This window comes from Agaricicola taiwanensis, from assembly GCF_014635245.1.
Classification (GTDB): domain Bacteria; phylum Pseudomonadota; class Alphaproteobacteria; order Rhizobiales; family Methylopilaceae; genus Agaricicola; species Agaricicola taiwanensis.
In genome coordinates, this window is the sequence record NZ_BMCP01000004.1 from 37,205 (window position 1) to 60,588 (window position 23,384).

23 protein-coding genes are annotated in these 23,384 nt (G+C 63.9%); 12 read left to right on the forward strand and 11 right to left on the reverse strand.

Annotation, left to right across the window (positions count from 1 at the left end; translation table 11 throughout):
• Positions 1 to 6: 6 nt before the first annotated feature.
• The 7 genes from IEV58_RS14545 to IEV58_RS14575 all read right to left on the reverse strand — a co-directional run bounded on the left by IEV58_RS14545 (position 7) and on the right by IEV58_RS14575 (position 8,419).
• On the reverse strand, positions 7 to 1,437 hold the full coding sequence (locus IEV58_RS14545; protein ID WP_188410537.1) for a M20 family metallopeptidase: 1,431 nt from the start codon (positions 1,435 to 1,437) through the stop codon (positions 7 to 9).
• Positions 1,438 to 1,449: 12 nt separating this feature from the next.
• Positions 1,450 to 2,307 carry an MBL fold metallo-hydrolase gene (locus tag IEV58_RS14550; protein WP_188410538.1) on the reverse strand — a complete coding sequence of 286 codons (858 nt, stop codon included), beginning with the start codon at positions 2,305 to 2,307 and terminating at the stop codon, positions 1,450 to 1,452.
• 2 nt (positions 2,308 to 2,309) lie between these two features.
• A complete protein-coding gene (locus tag IEV58_RS14555) occupies positions 2,310 to 3,566 on the reverse strand; it encodes an MFS transporter (RefSeq protein WP_188410539.1) in 1,257 nt (418 codons plus the stop codon).
• 64 nt (positions 3,567 to 3,630) lie between these two features.
• Positions 3,631 to 4,590, reverse strand: coding sequence for a fumarylacetoacetate hydrolase family protein (locus tag IEV58_RS14560; protein ID WP_188410540.1), 960 nt, complete (start codon positions 4,588 to 4,590; stop codon positions 3,631 to 3,633).
• 43 nt (positions 4,591 to 4,633) lie between these two features.
• Positions 4,634 to 5,875, reverse strand: a complete 1,242-nt coding sequence (locus IEV58_RS14565) for a CaiB/BaiF CoA transferase family protein (RefSeq protein WP_188410541.1) — start codon at positions 5,873 to 5,875, stop codon at positions 4,634 to 4,636.
• Positions 5,876 to 5,937: 62 nt separating this feature from the next.
• On the reverse strand, positions 5,938 to 7,131 hold the full coding sequence (locus IEV58_RS14570; protein WP_188410542.1) for an acyl-CoA dehydrogenase family protein: 1,194 nt from the start codon (positions 7,129 to 7,131) through the stop codon (positions 5,938 to 5,940).
• Between the two features lie 43 nt (positions 7,132 to 7,174).
• Positions 7,175 to 8,419: an acyl-CoA dehydrogenase family protein gene (locus IEV58_RS14575; protein WP_188410543.1), complete on the reverse strand. Its 1,245-nt coding sequence runs from the start codon at positions 8,417 to 8,419 to the stop codon at positions 7,175 to 7,177.
• A gap of 431 nt (positions 8,420 to 8,850) precedes the next feature.
• On the opposite strand from IEV58_RS14575, the gene IEV58_RS14580 reads away from it, so the two are divergent.
• From IEV58_RS14580 to IEV58_RS14625, 10 genes are all read left to right on the forward strand, one after another.
• Positions 8,851 to 9,813: a hydroxymethylglutaryl-CoA lyase gene (locus IEV58_RS14580; protein WP_188410681.1), complete on the forward strand. Its 963-nt coding sequence runs from the start codon at positions 8,851 to 8,853 to the stop codon at positions 9,811 to 9,813.
• 3 nt (positions 9,814 to 9,816) lie between these two features.
• Positions 9,817 to 11,166, forward strand: coding sequence for an MmgE/PrpD family protein (locus IEV58_RS14585; RefSeq protein WP_188410544.1), 1,350 nt, complete (start codon positions 9,817 to 9,819; stop codon positions 11,164 to 11,166).
• A gap of 84 nt (positions 11,167 to 11,250) precedes the next feature.
• Positions 11,251 to 12,225: an ABC transporter permease gene (locus IEV58_RS14590; protein WP_188410545.1), complete on the forward strand. Its 975-nt coding sequence runs from the start codon at positions 11,251 to 11,253 to the stop codon at positions 12,223 to 12,225.
• The gene (locus IEV58_RS14595; protein WP_188410546.1) at positions 12,222 to 13,148 is read left to right on the forward strand and encodes an ABC transporter permease; all 927 of its coding nucleotides are present in this window, start codon (positions 12,222 to 12,224) and stop codon (positions 13,146 to 13,148) included. The genes IEV58_RS14590 and IEV58_RS14595 overlap by 4 nt, the downstream gene beginning before the upstream one ends.
• Complete coding sequence (locus IEV58_RS14600; protein WP_188410547.1) at positions 13,145 to 14,149, forward strand: ABC transporter ATP-binding protein; 1,005 nt, start codon at positions 13,145 to 13,147, stop codon at positions 14,147 to 14,149. Before IEV58_RS14595 ends, IEV58_RS14600 begins: the two co-directional genes overlap by 4 nt.
• The gene (locus tag IEV58_RS14605; RefSeq protein ID WP_188410548.1) at positions 14,146 to 15,141 is read left to right on the forward strand and encodes an ABC transporter ATP-binding protein; all 996 of its coding nucleotides are present in this window, start codon (positions 14,146 to 14,148) and stop codon (positions 15,139 to 15,141) included. The genes IEV58_RS14600 and IEV58_RS14605 overlap by 4 nt, the downstream gene beginning before the upstream one ends.
• 87 nt (positions 15,142 to 15,228) lie before the next feature.
• Positions 15,229 to 16,815 (forward strand): ABC transporter substrate-binding protein, encoded by a 1,587-nt coding sequence (locus IEV58_RS14610; protein ID WP_229729486.1) that lies wholly within the window; start codon positions 15,229 to 15,231, stop codon positions 16,813 to 16,815.
• Between the two features lie 64 nt (positions 16,816 to 16,879).
• Positions 16,880 to 18,055, forward strand: coding sequence for an NADH:flavin oxidoreductase/NADH oxidase (locus tag IEV58_RS14615; RefSeq protein ID WP_188410549.1), 1,176 nt, complete (start codon positions 16,880 to 16,882; stop codon positions 18,053 to 18,055).
• Positions 18,052 to 18,618 (forward strand): FAS1-like dehydratase domain-containing protein, encoded by a 567-nt coding sequence (locus tag IEV58_RS14620; protein ID WP_188410550.1) that lies wholly within the window; start codon positions 18,052 to 18,054, stop codon positions 18,616 to 18,618. Before IEV58_RS14615 ends, IEV58_RS14620 begins: the two co-directional genes overlap by 4 nt.
• A complete protein-coding gene (locus IEV58_RS14625) occupies positions 18,615 to 19,178 on the forward strand; it encodes a hotdog family protein (RefSeq protein ID WP_229729487.1) in 564 nt (187 codons plus the stop codon). Before IEV58_RS14620 ends, IEV58_RS14625 begins: the two co-directional genes overlap by 4 nt.
• Positions 19,179 to 19,272: 94 nt before the next feature.
• On the opposite strand, the gene IEV58_RS14630 is transcribed toward IEV58_RS14625, so the two are convergent.
• From IEV58_RS14630 to IEV58_RS18340, 3 genes are all read right to left on the reverse strand, one after another.
• Positions 19,273 to 19,626: an EF-hand domain-containing protein gene (locus tag IEV58_RS14630; RefSeq protein ID WP_188410552.1), complete on the reverse strand. Its 354-nt coding sequence runs from the start codon at positions 19,624 to 19,626 to the stop codon at positions 19,273 to 19,275.
• Between the two features lie 17 nt (positions 19,627 to 19,643).
• A complete protein-coding gene (locus IEV58_RS14635; RefSeq protein WP_188410553.1) occupies positions 19,644 to 19,889 on the reverse strand; it encodes a glycine zipper 2TM domain-containing protein in 246 nt (81 codons plus the stop codon).
• 418 nt (positions 19,890 to 20,307) lie between these two features.
• Positions 20,308 to 20,442 (reverse strand): hypothetical protein, encoded by a 135-nt coding sequence (locus IEV58_RS18340; protein WP_268235589.1) that lies wholly within the window; start codon positions 20,440 to 20,442, stop codon positions 20,308 to 20,310.
• A 308-nt stretch (positions 20,443 to 20,750) separates the two neighbouring features.
• Between IEV58_RS18340 and IEV58_RS14640 the strand changes: the two genes are divergently transcribed.
• On the forward strand, positions 20,751 to 21,605 hold the full coding sequence (locus tag IEV58_RS14640; protein ID WP_188410554.1) for a transporter substrate-binding domain-containing protein: 855 nt from the start codon (positions 20,751 to 20,753) through the stop codon (positions 21,603 to 21,605).
• Between the two features lie 119 nt (positions 21,606 to 21,724).
• A complete protein-coding gene (locus tag IEV58_RS14645; RefSeq protein WP_188410555.1) occupies positions 21,725 to 22,555 on the forward strand; it encodes an IclR family transcriptional regulator in 831 nt (276 codons plus the stop codon).
• 46 nt (positions 22,556 to 22,601) lie between these two features.
• Here the strand turns inward: IEV58_RS14645 and IEV58_RS14650 are convergent, their stop codons facing one another.
• The gene (locus tag IEV58_RS14650) at positions 22,602 to 23,384 is read right to left on the reverse strand and encodes an SDR family NAD(P)-dependent oxidoreductase (protein ID WP_229729488.1); all 783 of its coding nucleotides are present in this window, start codon (positions 23,382 to 23,384) and stop codon (positions 22,602 to 22,604) included.

Consider the following 23,384-nt stretch of genomic DNA (forward strand, 5'->3'; position numbering starts at 1 on the left):
TCAGGTTCAGGCGGCGACTTGCGGCCGTGGCTGCAGCGGCGGCTGCACATCCGCCGGTATCGGACAGACATAGGGCGTGCGCTCGGTGCGCTGCCGATAGTCTTCCTTGGCACGGGCGAGAAGATCAGGATCGGTGAGCACCTCGACCGCCGTGGCCGCCATGGTCTTGGCCGCATGGACCATGCCTTTGTGCGCCGCCGGCGATTTGCCCTGCGCGGTGACCTGCCAGGAATGGCCGGGCGTTCCGATGGCGATGGTTGCCATGCGGACCTGGACGGTGGGCACGACCCAGCTCACGTCGGCGACATCGGTGGAGCCCCTCATGGTCTCGCCCCTGGAATCGAGCGGCACAATGAAGTCGCAGAGTGGCGTGTCCGGCCGGACCGGCACGCCGACGCGGCGGTAATCGGTGAGGATGTCCTCGTCGCTGAGGGTTTTCTGGATGCGGGCGGCATAGGCGCGATCCTCGGCGTCGAACGGCGGTGGACCGAGGCGCATGAGGTTGTTGTACATCGCCTCTTCCAGCGGCCGGTTGCCGAGGAGGTTCGACACCGCGCTGATGACCTTGATGGTGACCTTGGTCTCGGTCATGAGGGCAGCGCCCTCCGCGATCTTCTTGACCCGCTCGTTCAGCGCCATCATGCCGGGCAGGTCGCGTGCCCGGATGGCGTAGCGCACCTTCGCGGAGGCCTGGACCACATTGGGCGCGACGCCGCCGGCGTCGAGAAGCGCATAATGGATGCGCGCGTCCGAGGGCATGTGCTCGCGCATATAGTTCACGCCCACGTTCATGAGTTCCACGGCATCGAGGGCGCTGCGGCCGAGATGGGGCGCGGAGGCGGCATGCGAGGCGCGCCCGTGGAAGTGGAAGTCGATCCGCGTGTTGGCGAGCGACTTCGCATCATCGATCCGCGTCATGGTGGCGGGGTGCCAGGAGATCGCGACGTCGACATCGTCGAAGGCGCCCTCCCGCACCATGAACGCCTTGGCGGCGCCGCCTTCCTCGGCCGGGCAGCCATAGTAGCGCACCGTGCCGGACCGGCCGCTCGCCTCCAGGTAGTCCTTGACGGCGGTTGCCGCCAGCATGGCCGCCGAACCAAGGAGGTTATGGCCGCAGCCATGGCCGTGTCCGTTGCCGGGAAGCGGGCGCGGCTCGGCCAAGCCTGCTTCCTGGCTGAGGCCGGGCAGCGCATCGTATTCTCCGAGGATGGCGATGACCGGGCCCCCGCTTCCTGCCTCACCCATGACGGCGGTTGGGATCCCCGCGACATCTTCCGTCACGCGAAAGCCTTGCGCGGCCAGCGCGCGGGCGTGCTCGGCTGATGACCGGAACTCCTGATAGGCGATCTCCGGCATTCCCCAGATGCGGTCGCTCAACTCCTCGAATTCGCGCTTTCTCTGGTCGACCAGATTCCAGATATCGTCCGTGTTCTGCATCGGAAAATCTCCCTATAGATTATCTTGGTTGATGGCGTCGGCCGCGACCGGCTGCGCCCGGCGCCAGAGCTCGCCCTCCCTGATGGCAAGGCCTTCGGCTTCAAGCTTGATGAGATGCGAGATGACGTTCCGCTCGGCCGCGCGGCGCAGGACCGGATCGACCTTGGAGTAGAGCGCATTCATGATGATGCCCGTCGAGAGCGGCTCATCCGTGAGGATGCCGGCGATCGCGCGCTCGCGCCTTTGCCTGTTGTTCAGAAGGTCCTGCACGAAGGGCTTCGGGTTCGGCAGCTTCGGACCATGGCCGGGCAGGAACAGTGTCTCGGGCCGCGCCAACATGAGACGAAGGCTGTTGCAGTATTCGGTCATGTTGCCCTTGGGCGGGCTGACCACAGTGCTCGACCAGGACATGACATGGTCGGCGCTGAACAGAATGCCGTTGCCGGCGGCGAAGCACAGATGGTCCGGAGCGTGGCCCGGCGTGTGGATCGCGACCATCCCGAGCACCGGGTCGCCATCGCGCAGGGGAACGTCGGGCGTGAAATCGGGCTCGGCGCTCTCGTGGAAGGCGTGGATGGGAGCGCCGGTCGCCGCCCGCAGGGCCGGCGCCGCGCCGAAATGGTCGCGATGAGCATGGCTGAGGAGGATGTTGCGCACCCGTCCGCCGGTGGCGTCCAGGATGTGCTGCACATGATCCTCGCGATCAGGACCGGGATCAAGCACCGTGACGTCGTCGCCTTCGCCGATGAGGTAGGTGTTCGTGCCATGATAGGTCGTGGGCGTGGCATTGCCGGCCACGATCCGGCGGATGCCGGGAACGATCGTCTCGGCCACGCCGCGGGGAGGTTCTGGTTCGTAAAGAAAAGGCACCTTTATCCTCCGACTGCCGGATAATTGCGCTCCAGCGACTGCGAAATGCGTTCGCGGCCCGGGGCGATGAGCATCCAGGCCGCGATCACCACCGCCGCGCCAAGAACGAGCGGCACCCTCAAGCCGAACGCCTCGGACATGAGCCCCATGGTGAGGGCGCCGAGTGCCGGTCCTCCGCGGAAAATCAAACCGTGAAAGCTTAGGACCCGCCCCCGGAGCGTCTCGTCGACGCCCAGCTGGATCAGCGTCTGGACCCCGATGCCCGAGGTGGACATGGAAAAGCCCGCCGCCACCAGTGCCGGTATGCCGAGCCACAACTGGTCGGAGGCGGCGAACAGCAAGATGGACAGCGCCAGCAGCAAGGAGTGTGTCAGCACCAGGCGGGTGAGGCCACTGGCCGAGACCCGGCTTCCAAGCCAGAGCCCGGCGATGATGGCGCCGACACCGACCGACGAGGTCATGATCGCAAGACCGCTGACACCGGCGGCAAAGACCCGCTCGGCGAAACCCGGCAGCAGCTCGACCACCGGCCGCGCGCCAAGGCTGGAGGCGAACATCAGAAGGAAGATCGGGCGAAGGCCGGGATGCACCCAGATGTAGCGGAAACCATCGGCAAGCTCGGTCATGAAGCCGGGTCGCTCGAGACGGTTGGCCTCCGGAGGGGTGAGCTGGATCCGCGTCAACGCCACCCAGAACAGCACGAAGGTGAAGGCGTTGGTGGCGAAGGCCACGGAAGCGCCCGCGGTGGCGATAAGAATGCCGGCCAGGGCAGGTCCGATGAACCGGGCGAGATTGAAGATGATGGAGTTGATGGCGACCGCGGACGCCAGATCGGCACGCGGCAGGAGCGCGGGGATGAGGGCAAGGCGCGCCGGCTGGTTGAACGCGGCGATGACCCCTTGAAGAGCCGTGAGCGCGAGCAGGAGTTCGATGGTGATATGGCCCGTCGCCGTCAGAGCGAAGAGGGCCAACGCCTGCACGCAGGACAGCACCTGGCTGATCTTGGTGACGGCGAGCCGGTCCCAGCGGTCGGCCGCGGCCCCGGCGATCGGCCCGATGATGACGGTCGGGAAGAGATCGGCGAAGGCGACGAGACCGAGCCAGCCGCCCGACTGCGTCAACTGCCATGCGAGCCAGCCGGTGGTGATGCGCTGCATCCAGGTGCCGATCAGCGATACCGCATTGCCGGCCGTGTAGATCCCGAAATTCGGGTTCCGGAGAACACGGCCAAAATTGGAAAACCCGGCAACAAGGCTCATGACGGCATCTGGAAGGTCTCGGTTACATCGGTCCGCTCGCGTCCTACTGGTTCAGCCCTTCGCATCAAGCCGGCGTATACTTGCCGGTGAGTTGCTTTGCTATGATCCCGGTGGGCGGTGGTGCTTCACCTGTCTCGGCTGTGAATTTGCGGCTCGCCTCCAATCGGGTGTCGCGCGACCAGGTGCGTTTGAGATCGTCGCGGACATGGATCTTAAGGCGCCCGAGCCCTTCCGTCTCCAGTTCCACCACATCGCCGTCATGAAAAGCGTTGAGCCCACGGTGATTGGTGCCCAGGGCCAGGATGTCGCCTGGCTCCAGCGCGTGGATCGAACTCACCCATTCGATGCAGCGCTTGATGTCATGCGCCATATCGCTGGTGTTGTAATCCTGCTTGATGGTGCCGTTCACCCAGAGCCGGACCTGCAGGTTCTGCGGGTCGGGGATCTCGTCCGCGGTCACGAGATAGGGGCCGATGGGCGCGAAGGTGTCGCGCGATTTGGCCTGGAAGAAGATGTTGCGTGCCGGTGGCAGGCCGCGGGCCGAGCCATCGATGAAGTTGATGTAGCCGAAGATATGGGACATGGCATCGGCCGCCTTCACATGCGAGGCGCGTTTTCCGATGATGATGGCAAGCTCCGCCTCGCCCTCGAACACCGTCGCGGCCACATCAGGCAACACCATGGTCTCCTCCGGGCCGATGATGGCACCGGGCGACTTGTGAAAGGCGTTGATGGGCGAGGGCGCCGCAAGGGTGCCGTCCTCCATGTAGTTGACGGCCATGCAGTCGATCTGGCGCGGTCGAGGCAATGGCGGCCGGAGCTTGACCGATGACAGCGGCACGCCCTGGTCTTTCGTCACCGCTTGTTCGATGCGCGGCCGATAGCTGTCGAACCGCTCGATCAGCCCCGCCATGAGATCCTGCCGGTCGCGGTGCGGGATTTCCATCAGCAGCGACGTGATGTCGACGATGCGATCACCGTCGACCACGCCGACCTGGAAATCATTGAAATAAGCAAGCTTCATTGGCGTTTCCTGTCCCCGTTCCGTTCTGTTGATATCCGCCCGATCACCCCGAAGCCGCAGCCGGCACCTTCGCGGCCGGCCAGCCCGCGTCGACCCCGATGAGGCCGCGTGCCGCAAGATCAGCCACATCCTCGGCGGAGAAGCCCAGGTCCATGAGGACCGATTCCGTGTGCTGTCCGAGGCGGGGAGGATGCTTTTCCACCCGTCCCGGCGTCTCGCTGAATTTCACCGGCAGGCCGCCCATTCTCATGGTGCCGAGGCCGGGCAGGTCGATGTCGATGAGGCAGTCGCGCGCCTTGAGCTGCTCCTCGCGCACCAGCCGATCCAGCGTGTTGATCGGTGAACAGGGCACGCCTGCCGCCTCGAACCGCTCGAGCCAACGGTCGGTGGGATGCCGCGCGATGATCGCGGCGACATGTTCCACGATGAAGTCCTTGTGAGCCGCGCGGCTACTGACGCTCTGGAACCTCTCGTCGCCGATCCATTCCGGCCGCTCCAGCGCGCCGCAAAGGTCCCTGAACATCCGGTCGTTGAAGCAGGCGATCACGATCCAGCCGTCGGAGGCCTCATAGGCGCGGTAGGTGGGATTGCCGCTGAGGCCGCCGCTGCCGGTCTTCTCCGGCGGCTTGCCGGTGACGAAGAAGCGCGTCAGATGCTGGGCCAGGATGGAGATCTGCCCTTCCAGCAGCGAAGTGTCCACGCGTTGGCCGCGGCCGGTGCGGTGGCGGGCCTCGACCGCCATCAAGACACCGATGGTCGCCATCATGCCCGCGGTGACGTCGCAGACGGAGGGGCCCATTTTCACCGGGCCGCGGTCCGGCTCTCCGGTGAGGCTCATACTGCCGGAATAGGCCTGCATGAAGAGGTCGTTGGCCGGCCGCTCACTGAGGGGGCCGGTGGCGCCGAAACCGCTGATCGAACAGTAGATCAGGCGTGGGTTGGTCTTCTGCAGTTCCTCATAGGTGAGGCCGGCACGGGCGAGGGCGCCGACGCGGTAGTTGTCGATCACGACATCCGCCTGATCGATCAGGCGGCGCACGATAGCGACCCCTTCCGCACTCTTGAGGTCCACGGCGATGCCGCGCTTGTTGCGGTTGGCCGCCGCGAAATAGTCGCCGAGCACGCCGTAGAAGCCGACGCCCCACTGGCGGCTGTCGTCGCCGACGCCGACGCGCTCCACCTTGATGACATCGGCGCCGTAGTCGCCGAGCGTCATGGCGCAGAATGGCCCGGCCATCGCGACACCGATCTCGACGACCTTCAAGCCCTCTAATGGCCGATCCATGCGATCCTCCCGCAGTTTTCCTGGTCTTCAGACCTTATCCGGCACGGCAGCCTTCGCTCTTTTCACGCCGAGCGACGAAGCTCCTCCTCGCGTGTCTCCTCCATCACAACCGGAACCGGTCTTCCCAAGATGACCCGGCCCGGAAGATCGATCAGCGCCTTGGCGATGCGCGCACGATGTTCGTAGCTGGTGCCCAGCCGCATGGTCCAGGATGAGACCCGGCGGAACCAGAGGTGGAGATCGAATTCCATCATGAAACCGATGCCGCCGTGGATGATCTGCGCGTTCCGCACCACGGCCTCGCATCGGTCATTGCAGAAGGCCTTGGCCTGAGAGACCTCGACGCTGTGCGGCAGGCCCTGATCCATGCGCCAGAGCGCCTCATAGGTCAGGAGTTCGCCGCCATCGATCCAGATGATCATGTCGGCGCACATGTGCTGCACCGATTGGAAGGCACCGATCGGCTGTCCGAAGGCCTCGCGCATCTTGGCATAGTCGATCGCCATCTCGGCGTCCTTGCGCGTCGCGCCGAGCATCTGCGCGCAGAGCAGCACGCTGGCACGATCGAGCATGACCTCGATGATCGGTCCAGCCTCATTGAGCGGCCCGATCCTGCTGGCGACCGGCACGCGCACGTCCTTGAAGATAACCTCGCTCTGCCTGTCCTTGGCAGTGGTCACCAAGGATCTTTGGCTGATGCCGGGGCTTCGGGTGTCGACGAGGAACAGGGAAAGCCCCTCGCCGGTGCGGCAGGCGACCAGGCAGTGATCGGCTGCCGGGAAATTGTCCACGAACAGCTTGGTGCCGTTGATGACGACCTCGTCGCCCTCGACCACGGCGGTGGTTTCGATCGCCGGATTGAAATGGCGCCCGTCGCGCTCGGTGATCGCCCAGGTCAGGACCATCTCGCCGCGCACCACCGCCGGGAGGATCGCCTGACGCTGCGCCTCCGTGCCGTCGCGCGCGATTGTCAGGGCCGCCACGGTCGTGCTGTGCAGCGGCAGCGGCGCCACCGCGCGTCCGACCTCCTGAAGGACAAGCCCGAGATAAACCAGCGGCAGCCCCGATCCACCGTAATCCTCGGGCAGGCACATGCCCTGCCATCCGAGCTCGGCTGCCTTCTTCCACAGGCCGGGCGGATAACCGACAGGATCGGCCTCCATGTCCCGAACGAGCTTTGTCGTGCATTCGCCTTCCAGGAACTCGCGCGCCGCGGTGCGGATCATGTCCTGTTCTTCGGTAAGCAAAACGTCCACTTCAACCTCCGCTTGGCGGCAGGCCGCCCGCCGAACCATTCTTCTATGCAGGTTTGCGCGACCGTCTCTGCGAGGGCAGACCGAGCCCGCGGCGGGCGATCTGGTCCCGCATGATCTGGACGCTGCCGTGATTGATGCCCGATTGAAACGCGCCCATGACGTTGTGGGCGAAGACGCCCTCCTCGACGGCATGCGGCGAACTGCTGAGAAGCTGACCGTAGGGCCCGAGCATCTGGGTGATGGCCTCCGTGGTCTTCACCCCATGTTCGGGCGCCCAGACCTTCTCGGCCGAACCCTCATAGGTGAACCTGCCGCCGCGCTGCACGATGGACATGCTGCGGAGGGTCATGAGGCGGCAGACCTGCGCCTCGATCCAGAGCTCCGCCACCTTGTCGCGGATCGCGGCGTTCTCCGCCGGCGCGTCGGGCCCGTCGCGGTTCTCCTTCAGCCAGTTGACGATGTCCTCGTCGCGGCGGATCGAGATCAGGTAACGGGAGGCTCCGACGCGGTCGAGATTGAGAGCGGCGGCGCCGATGCCCCAGCCCTTGTTCTCCTCGCCCAGGAGAGCGCTTTTCGGTATCCGCACATCATCGAAGAAGGTCTCGTTGGTGCGGGCCTCGCCGTAGGTCGTGCCGTGGGGCGCTTCCGGATTGTTCTGGATGGTCCAGAGCGGGCGCACCGTGATGCCCGGCGTGTCCATCGGGATCAGGAAGATCGAGATGCCGTCGTGCCGAGGCGCTTCGGGATCGGTTCGCGCCATAAGGTAGATGTGCGTCGCCGAATGGGCCGAGGTCGTATACATCTTCTGGCCGTTGATGATGTAGCCGTCCTGGGTCGGCGTCGCGCGGCAGCGCAGGGCCGCGAGATCGGCGCCGGCGTGAGGTTCCGTAAAGCCGAGGCAGAAGGAAATCTCGCGCCGGATCAGGCGGGGAATGAAGTAGCGTTTCTGCTCCTCGGTGCCGGCCGCCAGAACGGCCGGCGCGCCGCTGCCGCCGAGGCCGATGTTGATGCCGGCACGGAGAAACTCTTCCTCCACGATGAATTGGGTGAGGCGGTCACCGCCCTGGCCGCCGTATTCCTTCGGGTAGGTGATGCCGAGCCAGCCGCGACGGTGGATCTTGTCGTAGAGCTCCTTCATCCGGGGTCCGGCACGTCCTCTTGGGCGCGTCGAACCGTCGGCGTCCTTGCCGTCCCGCTCGGCCAGAACCTCGGGCGTTACATTGGCTTCAATGAAATCCAGGACCTCGCGCCGGAGCGCCTCCTGATCGGGCGTATATCCAAAATCCATCGTGTTTCTGCCTGGCGATCCGAAGAGCGCTGCTATTCGCACAGCGAATTATCGATTTGGTTTCGTAAATCGTAATGGCTGCTGTCCGGCAACGTCAAGGTGAAATATACTCCGTGACAAAGTTAGTCCTTCGATCACTTTATCCAAGATCAAATAATATATACGTTTTTCATTTCTTGTTGCAGAGCAGCATTTGTTTTTCTTTGGAGGAAGCTTGACCGGTGTCGAACGATCTTGCTAGCCTACTCGAAACGACAATAATTAATTCGCATTGCGAATAATAGGGATCAAGGTCGCCTGGGGAATCGCCCGTGCTGACCCCACCGCATGTGCAGGAATCGCGGCATCTTTGATGGCGATTCCTCGGCTCAAGATCGCTTTCCGAGCGCCGCGGCCGTTCCGGCGCTGCAACGAGGGATTATGCCGCAATGATGTCCGATCTGCCGAAAAGAGTTCAGATCAACGAGGAAGGTCCTCGTGAAGGTTTCCAGATAGAAAAAGGGCCGATTTCGACAGAACGGAAAGTCGAATTGATCGACGCCCTGTCGGAGACAGGGATCAGCCAGATCCAGACCGTTTCCTTTGTCAATCCAGCCCGAGTGCCGGGCTGGGCCGACGCGGAGGAGGTTGTTCGTCGTTTCCGGGCCAAGCCGGGGGTCCGCTATACCGGCCTGTGGTTGAACGACAAGGGCCTGAAGCGCGCCATCGCCACCGGCAAGCTTTTCATCAAAGGATCGATCTCCCTCACCGCCTCTGAGAAATTCCTGGGACGCAACCAGCAGCGCACGCTGGCGGAGAACCTGGAAGCCCAGCGCGGCATGATCGCGCTCTTCAAGGAAAACAACGTTCCGATCGAGCGCGGCAGCATCATGGCGGCGTTCGGCTGCAACTTCGAGGGCGATATCCCGGCCAAGAGGATCGTGGACATGGTCGGCCAGATCCTCGACCTTGGCCAGGAACATGACCTCAACATCAAGCTGATCTCGCTGGCCGATACCATGGCCTGGGCGACGCCGCAGGGCATCTACCGGGTGGTGGGCGCGGTGCGCGAAAAATATCCGGATCTGGAACTGTCGCTGCACCTGCATGACACGCGCGGCATGGCAATCGCCAATGCCTTCGCAGGCCTCCACATGGGCGTCGCCATGTATGACAGCACGGTGGCCGGCCTCGGCGGCTGCCCCTTTGCCGCCCACGCCGGCGGCGCTGGCAATGTCTGCACGGAGGACCTTGTCTTCATGCTGCACGAAATGGGCATCGAGACCGGCGTCGATCTTGAAAAGCTCCTGGAGGTGGCGCGCCTCGCCGAGGACATCGTGGGCCACCCGCTGCCGGGAAGCCTCAAGACCGGCGGCAGCCTCAACGTGCTGCGCCAGAAGTTGCAGGCGGCCTGATCCGTGGCCCCGCCGCTGACCCGCAAGATCGGAGCCTTCGTCGCCGGTCTTGATGCCGGGCGCATCCCAGAGGCGGCGCGAAAGATCGCGCGCGGCGGCTTCGCCGATTGCGTGGGCGTGATGATCGCCGGACGCGAGGAGGAGGGTCCGCGGATTCTGAGACAAGTGCTGGCGCCGCCGCCGGGTGACGTCACCCTCTGCTTCACGGGCGCGCGCGCCGCAGCGCCGGAGGCCGCCTTGATCAACGCGACGGCCGCCCATGCGCTGGACTTCGACGACACGGGCGTGCGCGGCCATCCAAGCACAGTGCTTGTTCCCGCCATCCTGGCGGAGGCCGAACACCTCGGTGCCTCCGGCGCCGATATGATCACCGCCTATATCGCGGGATACGAGACCTGGGCCGAACTATCGCTGCGCGAGCGCGGCTCGCTTCATTCCAAGGGCTGGCATCCCACCGGCATCTGGGGCGCGGTTGCCGCTGCTGCCGCCTGCGCCCGTCTCCGCCGGCTCGATGCGGAGAAGACCTCCTCCGCCATCGCGCTCGGCGCCTCGCAAAGTGCCGGACTGGTGGCGAACTTCGGCACCATGGCCAAGCCCTTTCATGCCGGGCGAGCAGCCCATGCCGGCGTGCTCGCCGCGCGGCTGGCGGAGGCCGGCTTCACCGCCTCTCCCGATGCTTTCGAGCACAGCCAAGGATTGCTCGCGGCGGTTTCCCAGCATGGTGACACCGACCGGGAGCGCGAGCCGGATCTCGGCACGCGCTGGCACATCCTGCAGGAAGGTCTGAACATCAAGAAATATCCGATCTGCTACTGCACTCACCGGTCCATCGACGGGATACTGGAGCTGCGCAGGCTGAAGGGCTTTGCCGCCGATGACGTCGACCGCATCCAGGTTGCGATCAGCGACCGCTACGGCACCATCCTGCGCAATCATCGTCCGCAGACCGGGCTTGAGGCCAAATTCAGCATGGAATTCGCCATGGCCTCGGCGGTCATCGCCAACCGCGTCGGCCTCACCGAACTGACCGACGGCTTCGTACGCCGCCCGGACGTGCAGGCGCTGATGGAGCGCGTGGAGATCCGTCTGGGGACGGAATACGACCCGAGGAACCCGAACGCCGCTCCCTTCGACCAGGTGCGAATCCAGTTGCGGACCGGCGAGGAGCTGGAAGGTCCCGCGGTGCACCGCGCGCGAGGACACGCGGAGGCGCCGCTCTCCGATGATGACCTCTACGAGAAGTTTGAAGTGTGCCTGGAAGCGGCCGGTGTCCGGCCCGAAGCCTCTGCCCTGTTTGACCGCCTGATGTCGATCGAGACCATCTCGGCACGACAGCTGACCAGTGCGCGCTGAGGAGGTTGCCATGAGCATCCGCCCGACGATCGAGTGGTTCCGTGTCGACGGCGGGTGGCATCCAGCCCGGCGGGAGGTGGCGGTATGACCTCCTGGCTGTTGCGGCGGCTGATGCAGGCCCTGATGGTGGTCACGGTCGTGTCCATGATCGTTTTTGCCGGCGTCAATGTCATCGGTGATCCCGTCGAGATCCTGATCTCGCCAGAGGCGACCCAGATTGAGCGTGAGCAGATCATCACGCGCCTCGGCCTCGACCAACCGATCTGGAAGCAGTACCTCGCCTTCGTCGGCAACGCGCTTCAGGGAAACCTCGGCAACAGCTTCGTCTACAACGAGCCCGCACTGGACCTCGTGTTCTCGCGGCTGCCGGCGACACTGGAACTTGCCTTTTGCGCGATGCTGCTGGGGTCGCTCATCGGCATTCCACTTGGCCTCTTCTGCGGCCTCTACCCCGACAGCAAGCTGTCACGGCTGATCATGGCGGGCAGCATCCTCGGCTTCTCGCTTCCGACCTTCTGGGTCGGCATCATCTTCATCATAGTCTTTTCCGTCCATTTCGGCTGGCTGCCGAGCGGGGGCAGGGGAGAGACGGTTGAATTTCTCGGCACCCGCTGGTCGTTCCTGACCCTCGACGGGCTGCAGCATCTGATCCTCCCCGCCATCAACCTCGCCCTGTTCAAGATCTCCATGATCCTGCGCCTGACCCGCGCCGGCACGCGCGAGACGCTCTCCATGGATTTCATCAAGTTCGCCCGCGCCAAGGGGCTCAAGCCGCGCCGCATCATCGGCGTGCATCTGATGAAGAGCATCATGATCCCGATCGTCACCGTCGTCGGCCTGGAATTCGGCTCCGTCATCGCCTTCGCCGTGGTGACCGAGAGCATCTTCGCCTGGCCGGGCATGGGCAAGCTCATCATCGACAGCATCTATGTGCTCGATCGGCCCGTCATCGTCGCCTACCTGATCATGATCGCCGTGCTCTTCGTGGTGATCAATCTCCTCGTCGATGTGCTCTACGCGACGCTCGATCCGCGCGTGCGGGTGGGAGGGGCGGCATGACCGTGAGTGCTGACACCACAGTCGTCGCGCCCGAACCGGCCGTGCCGCCGGCCGAGACGACGTTCCAGCTGCTCATGCGCGAGTTCCTCTCGTCCCGGCTGGCGATCCTCGGGCTGGTCGTGGTCGTGATCTTCGCGCTCGCCGCGATCCTCGCGCCATGGCTCGCGCCGCAGAACCCTTATGATCTGGCACAGCTCAACATCATGGACAGCAAGATGCCGCCGGGATCGGAATCCATGGAGGGCTATCGGTACTGGCTGGGCACGGACGGACAGGGCAGGGACATGCTGTCCGGCATCCTCTATGGGCTGCGCATCTCGCTGATCGTGGGAGCGGGCTCGGCGGTGCTGGCCTGCATGTTCGGCGCCTCGCTCGGCCTTCTCGCCGGTTACGTCGGCGGCCGCATCGATGCCTTCATCATGCGCGTCGTCGATCTCCATCTGTCTTTCCCGACGGTCCTGATCGCGCTGATGATCCTTGCCGTCCTCGGCACCGGCATCATGAACGTCGTCATCGCGATCATGGTGGTGGAATGGGCCTATTACGCCCGCACGGTGCGCGCGACCGCCATGGTGGAGCGGGAGAAGGAATATGTGCAGGCGGCCGAATGCCTGGTGCTGCCTCGGCGGCGCATCCTGTTCCGCCATCTCCTGCCCAACTGCATGCCGCCCCTGATCGTGATCGCCACCATGCAGGTGGCGCGGGCGATCTCGCTGGAAGCGACGCTGTCCTTCCTCGGGATAGGCGTGCCCATCACCGAGCCCTCGCTCGGGCTCCTCATCGCTAACGGATATGAGCATGTGCTGACAGGCGAATATTGGATCAGCATCACGCCTGGTGTCGCGCTGCTCGTCCTGATCGTGGCCATCAATCTCGTCGGCGATCGCCTGCGCGAGATCCTCAACCCGAGGAACCGGACATGAGCACTGTCGAGCCCGCCGTTGCCACACCGACGCTGGAAGTGCGCAACCTCCAGACCTCCTTCTTCCTGCGCTCCGGCCTCGCACGCGCGGTCGATGGCGTCTCCTTCACGGTCGGGCGCGGCAAGGTCATGGGCCTGGTGGGCGAGTCCGGCTCCGGCAAGTCCATCACCGGTTTCTCCATCATCGGCCTTGTCGACCCGCCCGGCCGCGTCCATGGCGGTGAGATCCTGTTCAACGGCCGCGACCTGACGAAGCTGTCGGAAACGGAGATGCGCCGGCTTAGGGGAAACCGGATCGCCATGATCCTCCAGGATCCCATGATGACGCTGAACCCGGTGCTGCGGATCGATACGCAGATGATCGAGACCGTGCAGGCGCACGACAGGGTCAGCAAGAGCGACGCCCGCTCCCGCGCCCGCGACGCTCTGGGCATGGTCGGCATCCCGTCGCCGGAGGAACGGCTGTCGTCCTATCCGCACCAGTTTTCCGGCGGCATGCGCCAGCGCGTGGCCATTGCCATCGCCATGCTGCACCGTCCCGATCTCATCATCGCCGACGAGCCCACCACCGCGCTCGACGTCACCATCCAGTCGCAGATCCTGGCCGAGGTGCAGAAGCTGGCGCGCGAATTCGGCACGGCGGTGATCTGGATCACGCATGATCTCTCGGTGGTGGCGGGTCTCGCCGACGATGTCGCCGTCATGTATGCCGGCCGCATCGTGGAATCCGGCACCGTGGACGATGTGCTGGACCGGCCGCGGCACCCCTATACCCGAGGTCTGATCGGCAGCATCCCCAGCCGGATCACGCAAGGGGAGAGGAGATTGCACCAGATCCCGGGTATGGCCCCAAGCCTGCTCGCGCTGCCCAAGGGCTGCGCCTTTCGGGCGCGCTGCCCCCGTGCCGCCGCCGTTTGCGAGACCCCGCCCGAGATTTCGGTTCCCGCTCCCGGCCGGACGCTGCGCTGCTTCCGCCCCTACGACGTGGAGCTTGTGTCATGACCGAGCCCGTCATCGAGCTTGACGGCGTCAGCAAGCGCTTCTCGCGCAAGCAGGATGTCTTCGGCCTGCTGGCGACCCGCATGGGCCTTGCCAAACGCCCACCCGAGGTGCGTGCGGTGGAGGATGTGAGCCTGCGCATCATGCCGGGCGAGGTCGTCGGTCTCGTCGGCGAGTCCGGCTGCGGGAAGTCGACGCTCGGGCGCCTCGTTGCCGGCATCCTGCCCATGTCGGACGGCAGGGTTCTCCACCGGGGCAGGGACATGAGCACGCTCTCGGCGAAGGAGCGCAAGCGGGCGACCCTCAGCGTGCAGATGATCTTCCAGGATCCCTATGCCAGCCTCAATCCCCGCATGCGGGTGGCCGATATCGTCGGCGAGGCGCCGCGCGTGCACGGGATGGTCGAGGGGGGCTATCAGGATTATGTGGCGGGCCAGCTTCGTCAGGCGGGGCTCGATCCGGCCTACAAGGAGCGCTACCCCCATCAGTTCAGTGGTGGCCAGCGCCAGCGCATCGGCATCGCCCGCGCCCTCGCGGTGCGCCCGGACTTCATCGTCTGCGACGAGGCGGTCGCCTCGCTTGATGTCTCCATCCAGGCACAGATCCTCAACCTCTTCATGGACCTGCGCGACCGGTTCAACCTGACCTATCTTTTCGTCAGCCACAATCTCGCGGTGGTCCAGCACATCTCCGACCGGGTTGTGATCATGTATCTCGGCCGGGTCGTCGAGGAGGCCGCCGTCGCGGACATCTTCAAGCGCCCGAACCATCCCTATACCCAGGCGCTGCTGAGCGAGCTGCCCCGCATCGATGTGCGCCGCAAGGCCTTCTCCGCCATTAAGGGCGAACTGCCGACGCCGCTGTCACCGCCCTCTGGCTGCCACTTTCATCCACGCTGCCCCTTCGCCATGCCGCGCTGCTCGCTGGAGCGGCCGAGACTGCGCGAAGTGGCGCCGGGCCAGCGCAGTGCATGCCACCTCAATGACCTAAATTAAGAGACTGAGAAAAGACGAAAAAACCAGAACGACAACATCACACGACCGGGAATACCCGGCGCTCAACCAGGCATAAGGGTAGGAAACATGAGACAATATCTGATGATATCGGCACTCGCCTCCGCGCTCGCGGTGCCGCTGGCCGGCACGGCCCTGGCCGAGGATCTGAAGCTTGCGATCTCCGCCGAGGTCACCTCGCTCGACCCGCACTTCCACAACGTCAGCTCCAACAACCAGTTCATGGTGATCATCTATGAATCGCTGGTGCGGCGGAACCGCCTTGCCCAGCTGGAGCCCTCACTGGCCGAGAGCTGGAAATCGATCGATGACAATACCTGGGAGTTCAAGCTGCGGCCGGGCGTGAAGTTCACCAATGGATCGGATTTCGCGGCCGACGATGTCGCCTTCTCCATCAACCGGGTCTCCAACATTCCCAACAGCCCCGGCTCCTACGCGCAATATACGAGCGCGGTGAAGGAGGTGGTGGAAGTGGATCCGTTGACGGTGCGCATCACGACCAAGGCGCCGGACCCGCTGCTGCCGCTTAATCTCACCGCCGTCTTCATGCTGGACAAGCAGACCCATGAGGGCGCCACCACCGACCAGTTCAACTCCGGCGAGAAGGTCATCGGCACCGGCCCGTTCAAGGTGGCGTCCTATCGCCCCAAGGAGCTGGTGGATCTGGAGGCCAATGAAAACTACTGGGGCGGCAAGCCCGCCTGGGACAAGGTCTCCTACCGGATGATCACCAATGACGCCGCGCGGGTGGCGGCCCTCCTGTCGGGCGATGTCCAGTTCATCGATCAGGTGCCGGCCAGCAATGTCCCGAAGCTGAAGCAGAACGAGAATCTGGTCGTGGCGACGGGCGGCAGCCTCAGGAGCATGTATCTGATGCTCGATCGATCAGGAAAGGCGCAATACGCCAAGGATAATAGCGGCAAGGTGCTGCCGAAGAACCCCTTCGACGACCTGCGCGTCCGGCAGGCGCTGTCCATGGCGATCGGCCGCGACATGATCATCGATCGCATCATGGAAGGCATGGCGATCGCCAGCGGCCAGGTCATGCCGGAAGGCGCGAGCGGCCATGTGCCCGAGATCGCGGTGCCCAAGTACGATCCCGAGGGCGCCAAGAAGCTCCTGGCGGAGGCGGGTTTCCCAGATGGCTTCCAGCTGACGCTCCACGGTTCCAACGGCCAATATCCAAACGACACCCAGATCGTGCAGGCGGTGGCGCAGATGTGGCAGCGCATCGGGCTGAAGATGGAGGTGAACGTCTCGCCCTTCGCCAGCTTCGTGAAGCGCGCGGCCGACCAGGAGTTCTCCGCCTTCCTCGCCTCCTGGGGCACCTCCAACGGCGACGCGTCGTCGCCGCTGAAGGGCGTGCTCGCAACCTACGACAAGGAGAAGCAGATGGGCTCGGCCAATCGCTCGCGCTACTCCAACCCGGAGCTGGACGCTGTCATCGTCGAGGCGATGCAGACCGTCGATGCCGAAAAGCGGAACGCGCTCTATCAGCAGGCGACAAAGATGGCGATGGAGGACGTCGCCATAATCCCGCTGCTTACGCTGAAGAATATCAACGCCATGCAGAAGACGCTGTCGCATGAGCCGCGATTGGATGGCTACATCCTCCCTCAGGAGATCAAGCCAGCTCCGGCCACGGCCGCGAAGTGACGACGGGCGGCGGGAGAACATGTCCCGCCGCTTCCATTCCCCTTGTTAGCAGGACAGGTCAAAAATGAGCGTGGCGAAGCTCTTCCAACCGATCTCCATCAAGAGCGTGACGGCCCGAAACCGCGTCGTGGTTTCGCCCATGTGCCAATATCAATCCGTGGAGGGATCGCCGACCGACTGGCACCTCGTCCATATGGGCCGCTACGCCGTCGGTGGCGCCGGCATTGTCTTCTATGAGGAGACGGCGGTCGAGGACCGTGGACGCAAGACCCACGCCTGCGCCGGGCTCTATCGTGAGGAGCAGATCCCCGAGTTCAAGCGCATCGCCGATTTCGTGCGGAAATTCGGCGCGGTTCCCGCCATCCAGCTCGGCCACGCCGGTGGCAGGGCTTCCGAGCGAGGCCCGCTGTTCGGACGGGTTGCCCTGGCGGGTGACGACGCCTGGCAGGCGGTGTCCTCCAGCGCGACCCCGATCAAGGAGGGCGCGCCGACGCCGCGCGCCATGGACGAGGGAGACATCCGCACGGTGGTCCAGGCCTTTGCCGAGGCGACACGGCGGAGCCTCGACGCCGGCTTTGAGATCCTGGAGATCCACGGCGCGCATGGATATCTCATCCAGCAGTTCCTTTCGCCCCTCATCAACAAGCGGAACGATGGCTACGGCGGCAGCCTTGAAGGGCGGATGCGCTTCGCGCTGGAGGTTACGGAGGCGGTGCGGGCGGCCTGGCCCGCGGACAAGCCGCTGTTCTTCCGCATCTCCAGCGTCGACGGCAAGGGAGGCCTCTGGTCGCTGGATGATTCCGTTGCCCTGGCGAAGGAATTGAAGGGTCTTGGCGTGGATCTCATTGACTGCTCGTCCGGCGGTCTCAGCGGCTCCTCCGCCATGGCGCCGGTGCCCCGCATTCCCGGCTATCACGTGCCCTATGCCCGAAGAATCAAGGACGAGACCGGCATGATGACCATGGCGCCGGGGCTGATCACCGAGGCCCATCAGGCCGAGGCGCTCCTCGAGGAGGGCGACATCGACCTGATCGGCATGGCGCGGGAGCTGATGTTCAACGCCGACTGGCCCGTCCATGCGGCCCGGGCGCTCGAGGTCCCGGATTATCTGGAACTGCTCCCGCCGGAGTTCACTTTCCGGCTGAAGACCCGGGAAGAGCAGGGGGTCATGCCGATCAACGCCGAGGGCGCGCGCATCCCGACCGGCGTCGCGCAATATCTGGAGGACACGCGAAGATGAGCGAGGCCAAGAGTTATCTCACCGACGAGATCCGATCTTACATCGGCATGGAGACGGAGGTGCTCGACGCCTTTGATCCGGTCGAGCGTGGAGCGGTGCGGCGCTTCGCCCAGGCCATCATGGATCCGGACCCCGTGTTCATGGAAGGCGAGGCCGCGGAAAGCAGCCGCTATGGCGGCCCGGTGGCGCCGCCGCTGTTTCCCCTGACGCAGCACCGGTTGCCCTTCGGGTCACCGGATTTCCTGACGGAGCGGGCGTCCGATCCCGACTTCGACGGCACGCGCGTCGATGCCTCGGCGGGAGAGATGGGCCCGAGCGGTAAGCCACGCAGTCTGCCGCCGCTGCCGCTGGGGCCGCTCGCCCTCCTCAACGGCGGCTCAGAGATCGAGCTCTACCGCTATCTCGGCCACGGCGAGACCCTGTCCTACAAGAGCCGTTACGCCGACATCTTCGAGCGGCAGACCTCCAAGGGATTGATGGTCTTCGTCGTCACCGACATCGATTATCTGGACAAGGACGGCGAGCTTGTCGCCCGCGTGAAGAGGACCACGATCCGCCGATGACCGAGATGACATCATCCCTCGCCGCGAACCGTGCCGCGGCCGGACCCCTTTATTTCGAGGATGTCCGGCTCGGCGAGCATATACCCGAGCTCATCAAGGGGCCCATGACGACAGCCCATCTGATGCGCTGGTCGGCCGCCATGGAGAACTGGCATAAGATCCATTACGATCGGACCTTCGCCCAGGAACATGACAAGCTGCCCGATCTTCTCGTCAACGGCTCGCTGAAGCAGAACTTCCTGGTGCAGCTGGTGAAGGACTGGGCGACCCATCACGGCTGGCCCTGGAAGGTGAGCTTCCAGTTCCGGGCCATGGATGTGGTGGGGAGCACCCTGACCATCTGGGGCGAGGTCACCGGACTTCTGCGGCTGGAGCGTTACGGGCTGGTCGAGCTGAAGCTCGGTATCCGCAATCAGGACGGCAAGGAATCAACCCCCGGTTCCGCCATGGTCGCCTTGCCCTATCGCGACGGGCCGGCCGTGCCCTATCCCTTCGTTGCGCCAACCAGCCAGGAGCTGGAGCGGGCGAGGCAGGACGCGGACTCGGCCGTCTCCGCATAGCCCGCGGACGCTGCGTTCAGGGCGTGCTCCTGCGCCGGCATTCGGAACCGCGGCGCAGCGGTGTGCGGGAGGCTTTTCGCCCCCCGCGCAGAGGTCAGTTCAGCTGCCCGTCGCCGCCACGATCGGCCGACGCAAAGTCCTTCATGACCTGGTTCATGAATTCGTTGCGGCTGACGCGCCCGTCGCCATTGGCGTCGAGAGACGAGAACTGCTGCGGTGTGAGCAGGTTCGCGACTTCACTCTGGGCGAGAACGCCATCGGCGTTGCTGTCGAGTTTGGCGAAGCTGCCCGTCATGAAGGTCTGGTACTCAGCCCGACTGATGCCGCCGTTCTTATCACTGTCGAGCTGATTGAGTTGGCCTTCATGCATGGACGGGGCCTGCTGCGCGATGGCGAGGCTCGACCCCAGCAGGAGGCTGATTGCGGTCGCAAAAAGTATGGTTCGCATCGAAAATCCTCCGGTTCTCAGCGACAGGCCAGGCGATTGCCGAGGAAACCGCCGCCGCCAATGCCGGCAGCCGTGGCAAGCACCGCCCCACCTCCAGCGCCGATCGTGCTGCCAATCAGGCCGCCGACGATTGCGCCGCCAATGGTGCCGGCAACGCATCCAAACTCATGATTGCGCGCCTGGACCTGAGGGTCGGGGCTGGATTGGCAGCCTGCCAGCAGCATCGCGATGGCGACGAAGCTGACTGCTGTTCGCTTGATCATATCCCTCTCCTTATCGTGCATCTTAAGATTTTTGATCTGAATTATTGGATGTGCAGACATCAGGCTGCGTTCGGCAAAAGAACACAGGACGATTTTGATAATAAGCGGCTATGTAGCAAAAATCCAGATGATGGTTATTTTCCACCTCTTAGTACTTTTAAAATAATTCGAATTTCTTCCTAAGCAAGAGCGAGAAATGCTTTGGATCTTGTTCAATGTTCATGAAAGCTAAAAGCTGGAAAGTCCTCGAAGCCGGGGCGACCTGCCGGCCCTGTTGAACAAGTTACGGTGAGAACACCGCATGAAATCTAAGTATATACAATAATAAATGGCGCATTATAATAATATATATTTCAGAATTGGCTGGTACGCGGTTTATCTTAGCAATGGATGTGGGCGCTCCCGCCGCGTCAAGTGATCAGCGCCCGGAGCCCATCTGGAGCTGTGCCTCGAAGGACTTCTGGATGTGGAGGCGGGCCCGCTGCTCGGTCAGCGCCGCGTCGTGCTTCTCGATGGCGTCGACGAATGTCTTCGTGTTTGGCAGCGGCCGCAAAGTGGTCCTCGACCTTATAGGTGGTGGCGCGGATCAACGCCAGCGGATTGTTCACGTCCTGCACGATGCGCAGGAGGTACTCGTCAAGCGCGGCCTCACAGAGCGCGTTGTGAAAGTCGCGGTTGGCAAATGTCCTGCTGTCCTCTGCGCGTCTCGTCAGCTTGCGCGTGTGCGTCTGCCTCGCACTTACACCGATTTGCTCCACGCCGCGTCATCCATAGCATTGACAACCGGCAGCAAGTTACGTTTGATATACAAAACAAAAATTCGCAATTAAACGATCAACCTTCCAGAGGACAGAGGACACCATGACCCTCATACAGAGACTTCGTTCGGCGCTTCTTGCGGCCTGTGCCCTCACCGGCCTCGCGGCAGTGGCGGCTCCGGCAGCAGCCGTCGCCAATACCTGGGATACGATCCAGGAGAGCGGCGTCATCCGCATCGGCGTTATTCCCAACCGCCCGCCGTATTTCTGGCAGGAGGATGGCGAGTGGGTCGGCTTCTCCGCCGAGATGGGCCGCGATCTCGCCAAGGCGCTCACCACGGAATTCGGCAAGGAAATCAAACCCGAATTCGTCATCACGTCCTGGACCACGGTGGTGCTTGATATCCAGGCCAACAAGGTCGACTCCTTCTTCGGTCTGTCGTTCTCCGAGGAACGCAAGAAGGCGCTGAACCTGGTCGGCCCCCTGTATTCGCTGCCGAACGTCGCGCTCAACGCGGTCAACTTCAAACCGTCCGGTGACAAATGGGACGACTACAACAAGCCTGATGTGAAGGTGGCCGTCGTAATGGGCACCACGGACGAGCAGTCGGCACGCAAGTTCCTGCCCAATGCGGATATCCGCGCTCTGAAGGGCATGGCCGAGGCCGTGCTCGATGTGCAGTCGGGCAACTCCAATGCGCTCGTCACCACGGTGCTGACCGGCCTCGGTGCGCTCAAGGCGAACAAGAGCCTCGGCTCCATGACCGTACTGATGCCGGCGCATACATTGCCTTCATTCGGCGGCACACGCCGTGACGGCGACGATCGGTTTGCCCAGTGGTTGCAGAAGTGGGCCGAAACCTATCGTGCCGAAGGCAAGAGCAAGGAAGTCATTTTCAACGCGATGAACAAGCTGGACCTTGATGTTTCGCAGATTCCGGCCGACGTAAAGTTCTGATTTCACGATGGCGGTTGCCGGTCTGACCGGCGACCGCTGCCCGCCTGTCTTCCGTCAAAAACACAGGACTGACGGCAGGGAGATGCGATACACCTATCGCGGAAGAGTCGGGGAGACGCATGAGCATTGTCGAGGAAGAAGGCGCTGACGGCCAGGAAGCGCACAAGAACCACGACATCTACTTCGTTCCCGGCTTGCGCCGAGGATTGCTTCTCCTGGAAACCGTTGCCGACGCCCGGCGCCCCCTGAGCGTATCGGAGATCGCGAAGCGCCTGAAGCTGACGCGCTCCACGGTCTTCCGCCTGACCTATACCCTGCGCTTCATGGGCTTCCTGGAAGAGGTGGCGGACAGCAAGAGCTTCACGCTGGGGCCCCGTGTTCTCAACATCGGCTATGCCTTCCTGGCGTCCAAGGACATCATCGAGGTCTCGCGGGCGGACCTGGAGATCCTGCGCGACAACACCAATGTCTCCGCCCATCTTGCCATCCGCGACCGCAAGGAGTTGCTCTATCTCTCCTGCGTCCAGACGCGCTCGGGCTTCCTGTCCAACCTCAATGTCGGCACGCGGCTCCCGGCCTATGCGACGCCCATGGGCTGGCTGCTGCTGTCGGACCTGTCCAATCGCGAGCTCAACGCCCTTTTCGGTGAAGATGAATTCGAGCCCATGACGGACCAGACCCCGGCCAACCTGGCGGCGCTCATGGTGAAGGTCTCCGAGGCGGCGGTGAAGGGCTACATGGTCAGCCGCGGCGCGGTGGAACCGGGCGGCTCATCGATCGCGGCGCCCATTCTGGACCGCGACGGCAAGGTGGTGGCGGCCATCGACATCTCCGGCCCTGACACCGCTTTCGATCTGACGCAGATCGAGACCCGCGACGTTCAGGAGGTGGTCAGTGCCGCGCTCAGGATCTCGGCGCGCCTCGGCTATACTCCGAACCGGGGCTCGTAGCGACGTGTGAAGGCGGCTTCCGGCCAAGCCGAAGCCGCCGCCCGTGTTACATGCGGCCGGCGTCGACCTTGATGCGCTCGCCCGTGAGCGAGGAGGAGGCGTCGCTTGCCAGAAACAGCGCGACATCCGCCACTTCCTCCGGTTCCACCCAGCGTCTGAGCGCGGCCTTGTCGGTGTAATTGACGCGGATGATCTCCTCGGCCGGCCGGTTCTCGGCCTTGACGCGAGCCGCGATCACGCGCTGCATCAGCTCACCGTTGATGGCGCCGGGGCAGAGCGCGTTGACGCGGATATTATCGACGCCGACTTCATGAGCCACGGCCTCGGTGATGCCGATGACCGCGAATTTGGTGGCGGTATAGGCCGCGCGCATGGGATAGCCGCGCAGCCCCATCAGCGAGGACATGTTGATGATGGCGCCGCCGCCGCGTTTTCTCAACTCGGGAACGGCATATTTGATGCCGAGGATGGTGCCGCGGATGTTGATCGCCATGGTCTCGTCCCATTGACCGATGTCGAGATCCTCGGCCTTCGCCACCTGGCCGGTGACACCGGCATTGTTGACGATGACGTCGAGCCCGCCGAAGCGCGATACGGCCCCCGTGATCAACGCCTTGACGCTTTCCTCGCTGGTGACATCGGTGGGCACCGCCACCGCGCCAATGCTCTCGGCAGCCTTGCCAAGCACGTCCTTGCTGCGGCCGGCGATCAGAACCGAGGCTCCGGCTTCGACGAAGCGCGCGGCGATGGCAAGCCCGATGCCGGTGCCGCCGCCGGTGACGATGGCGGTCTTGCCCTCCAGCGGGCGGTTCAGATTCTTCTCAGTCAT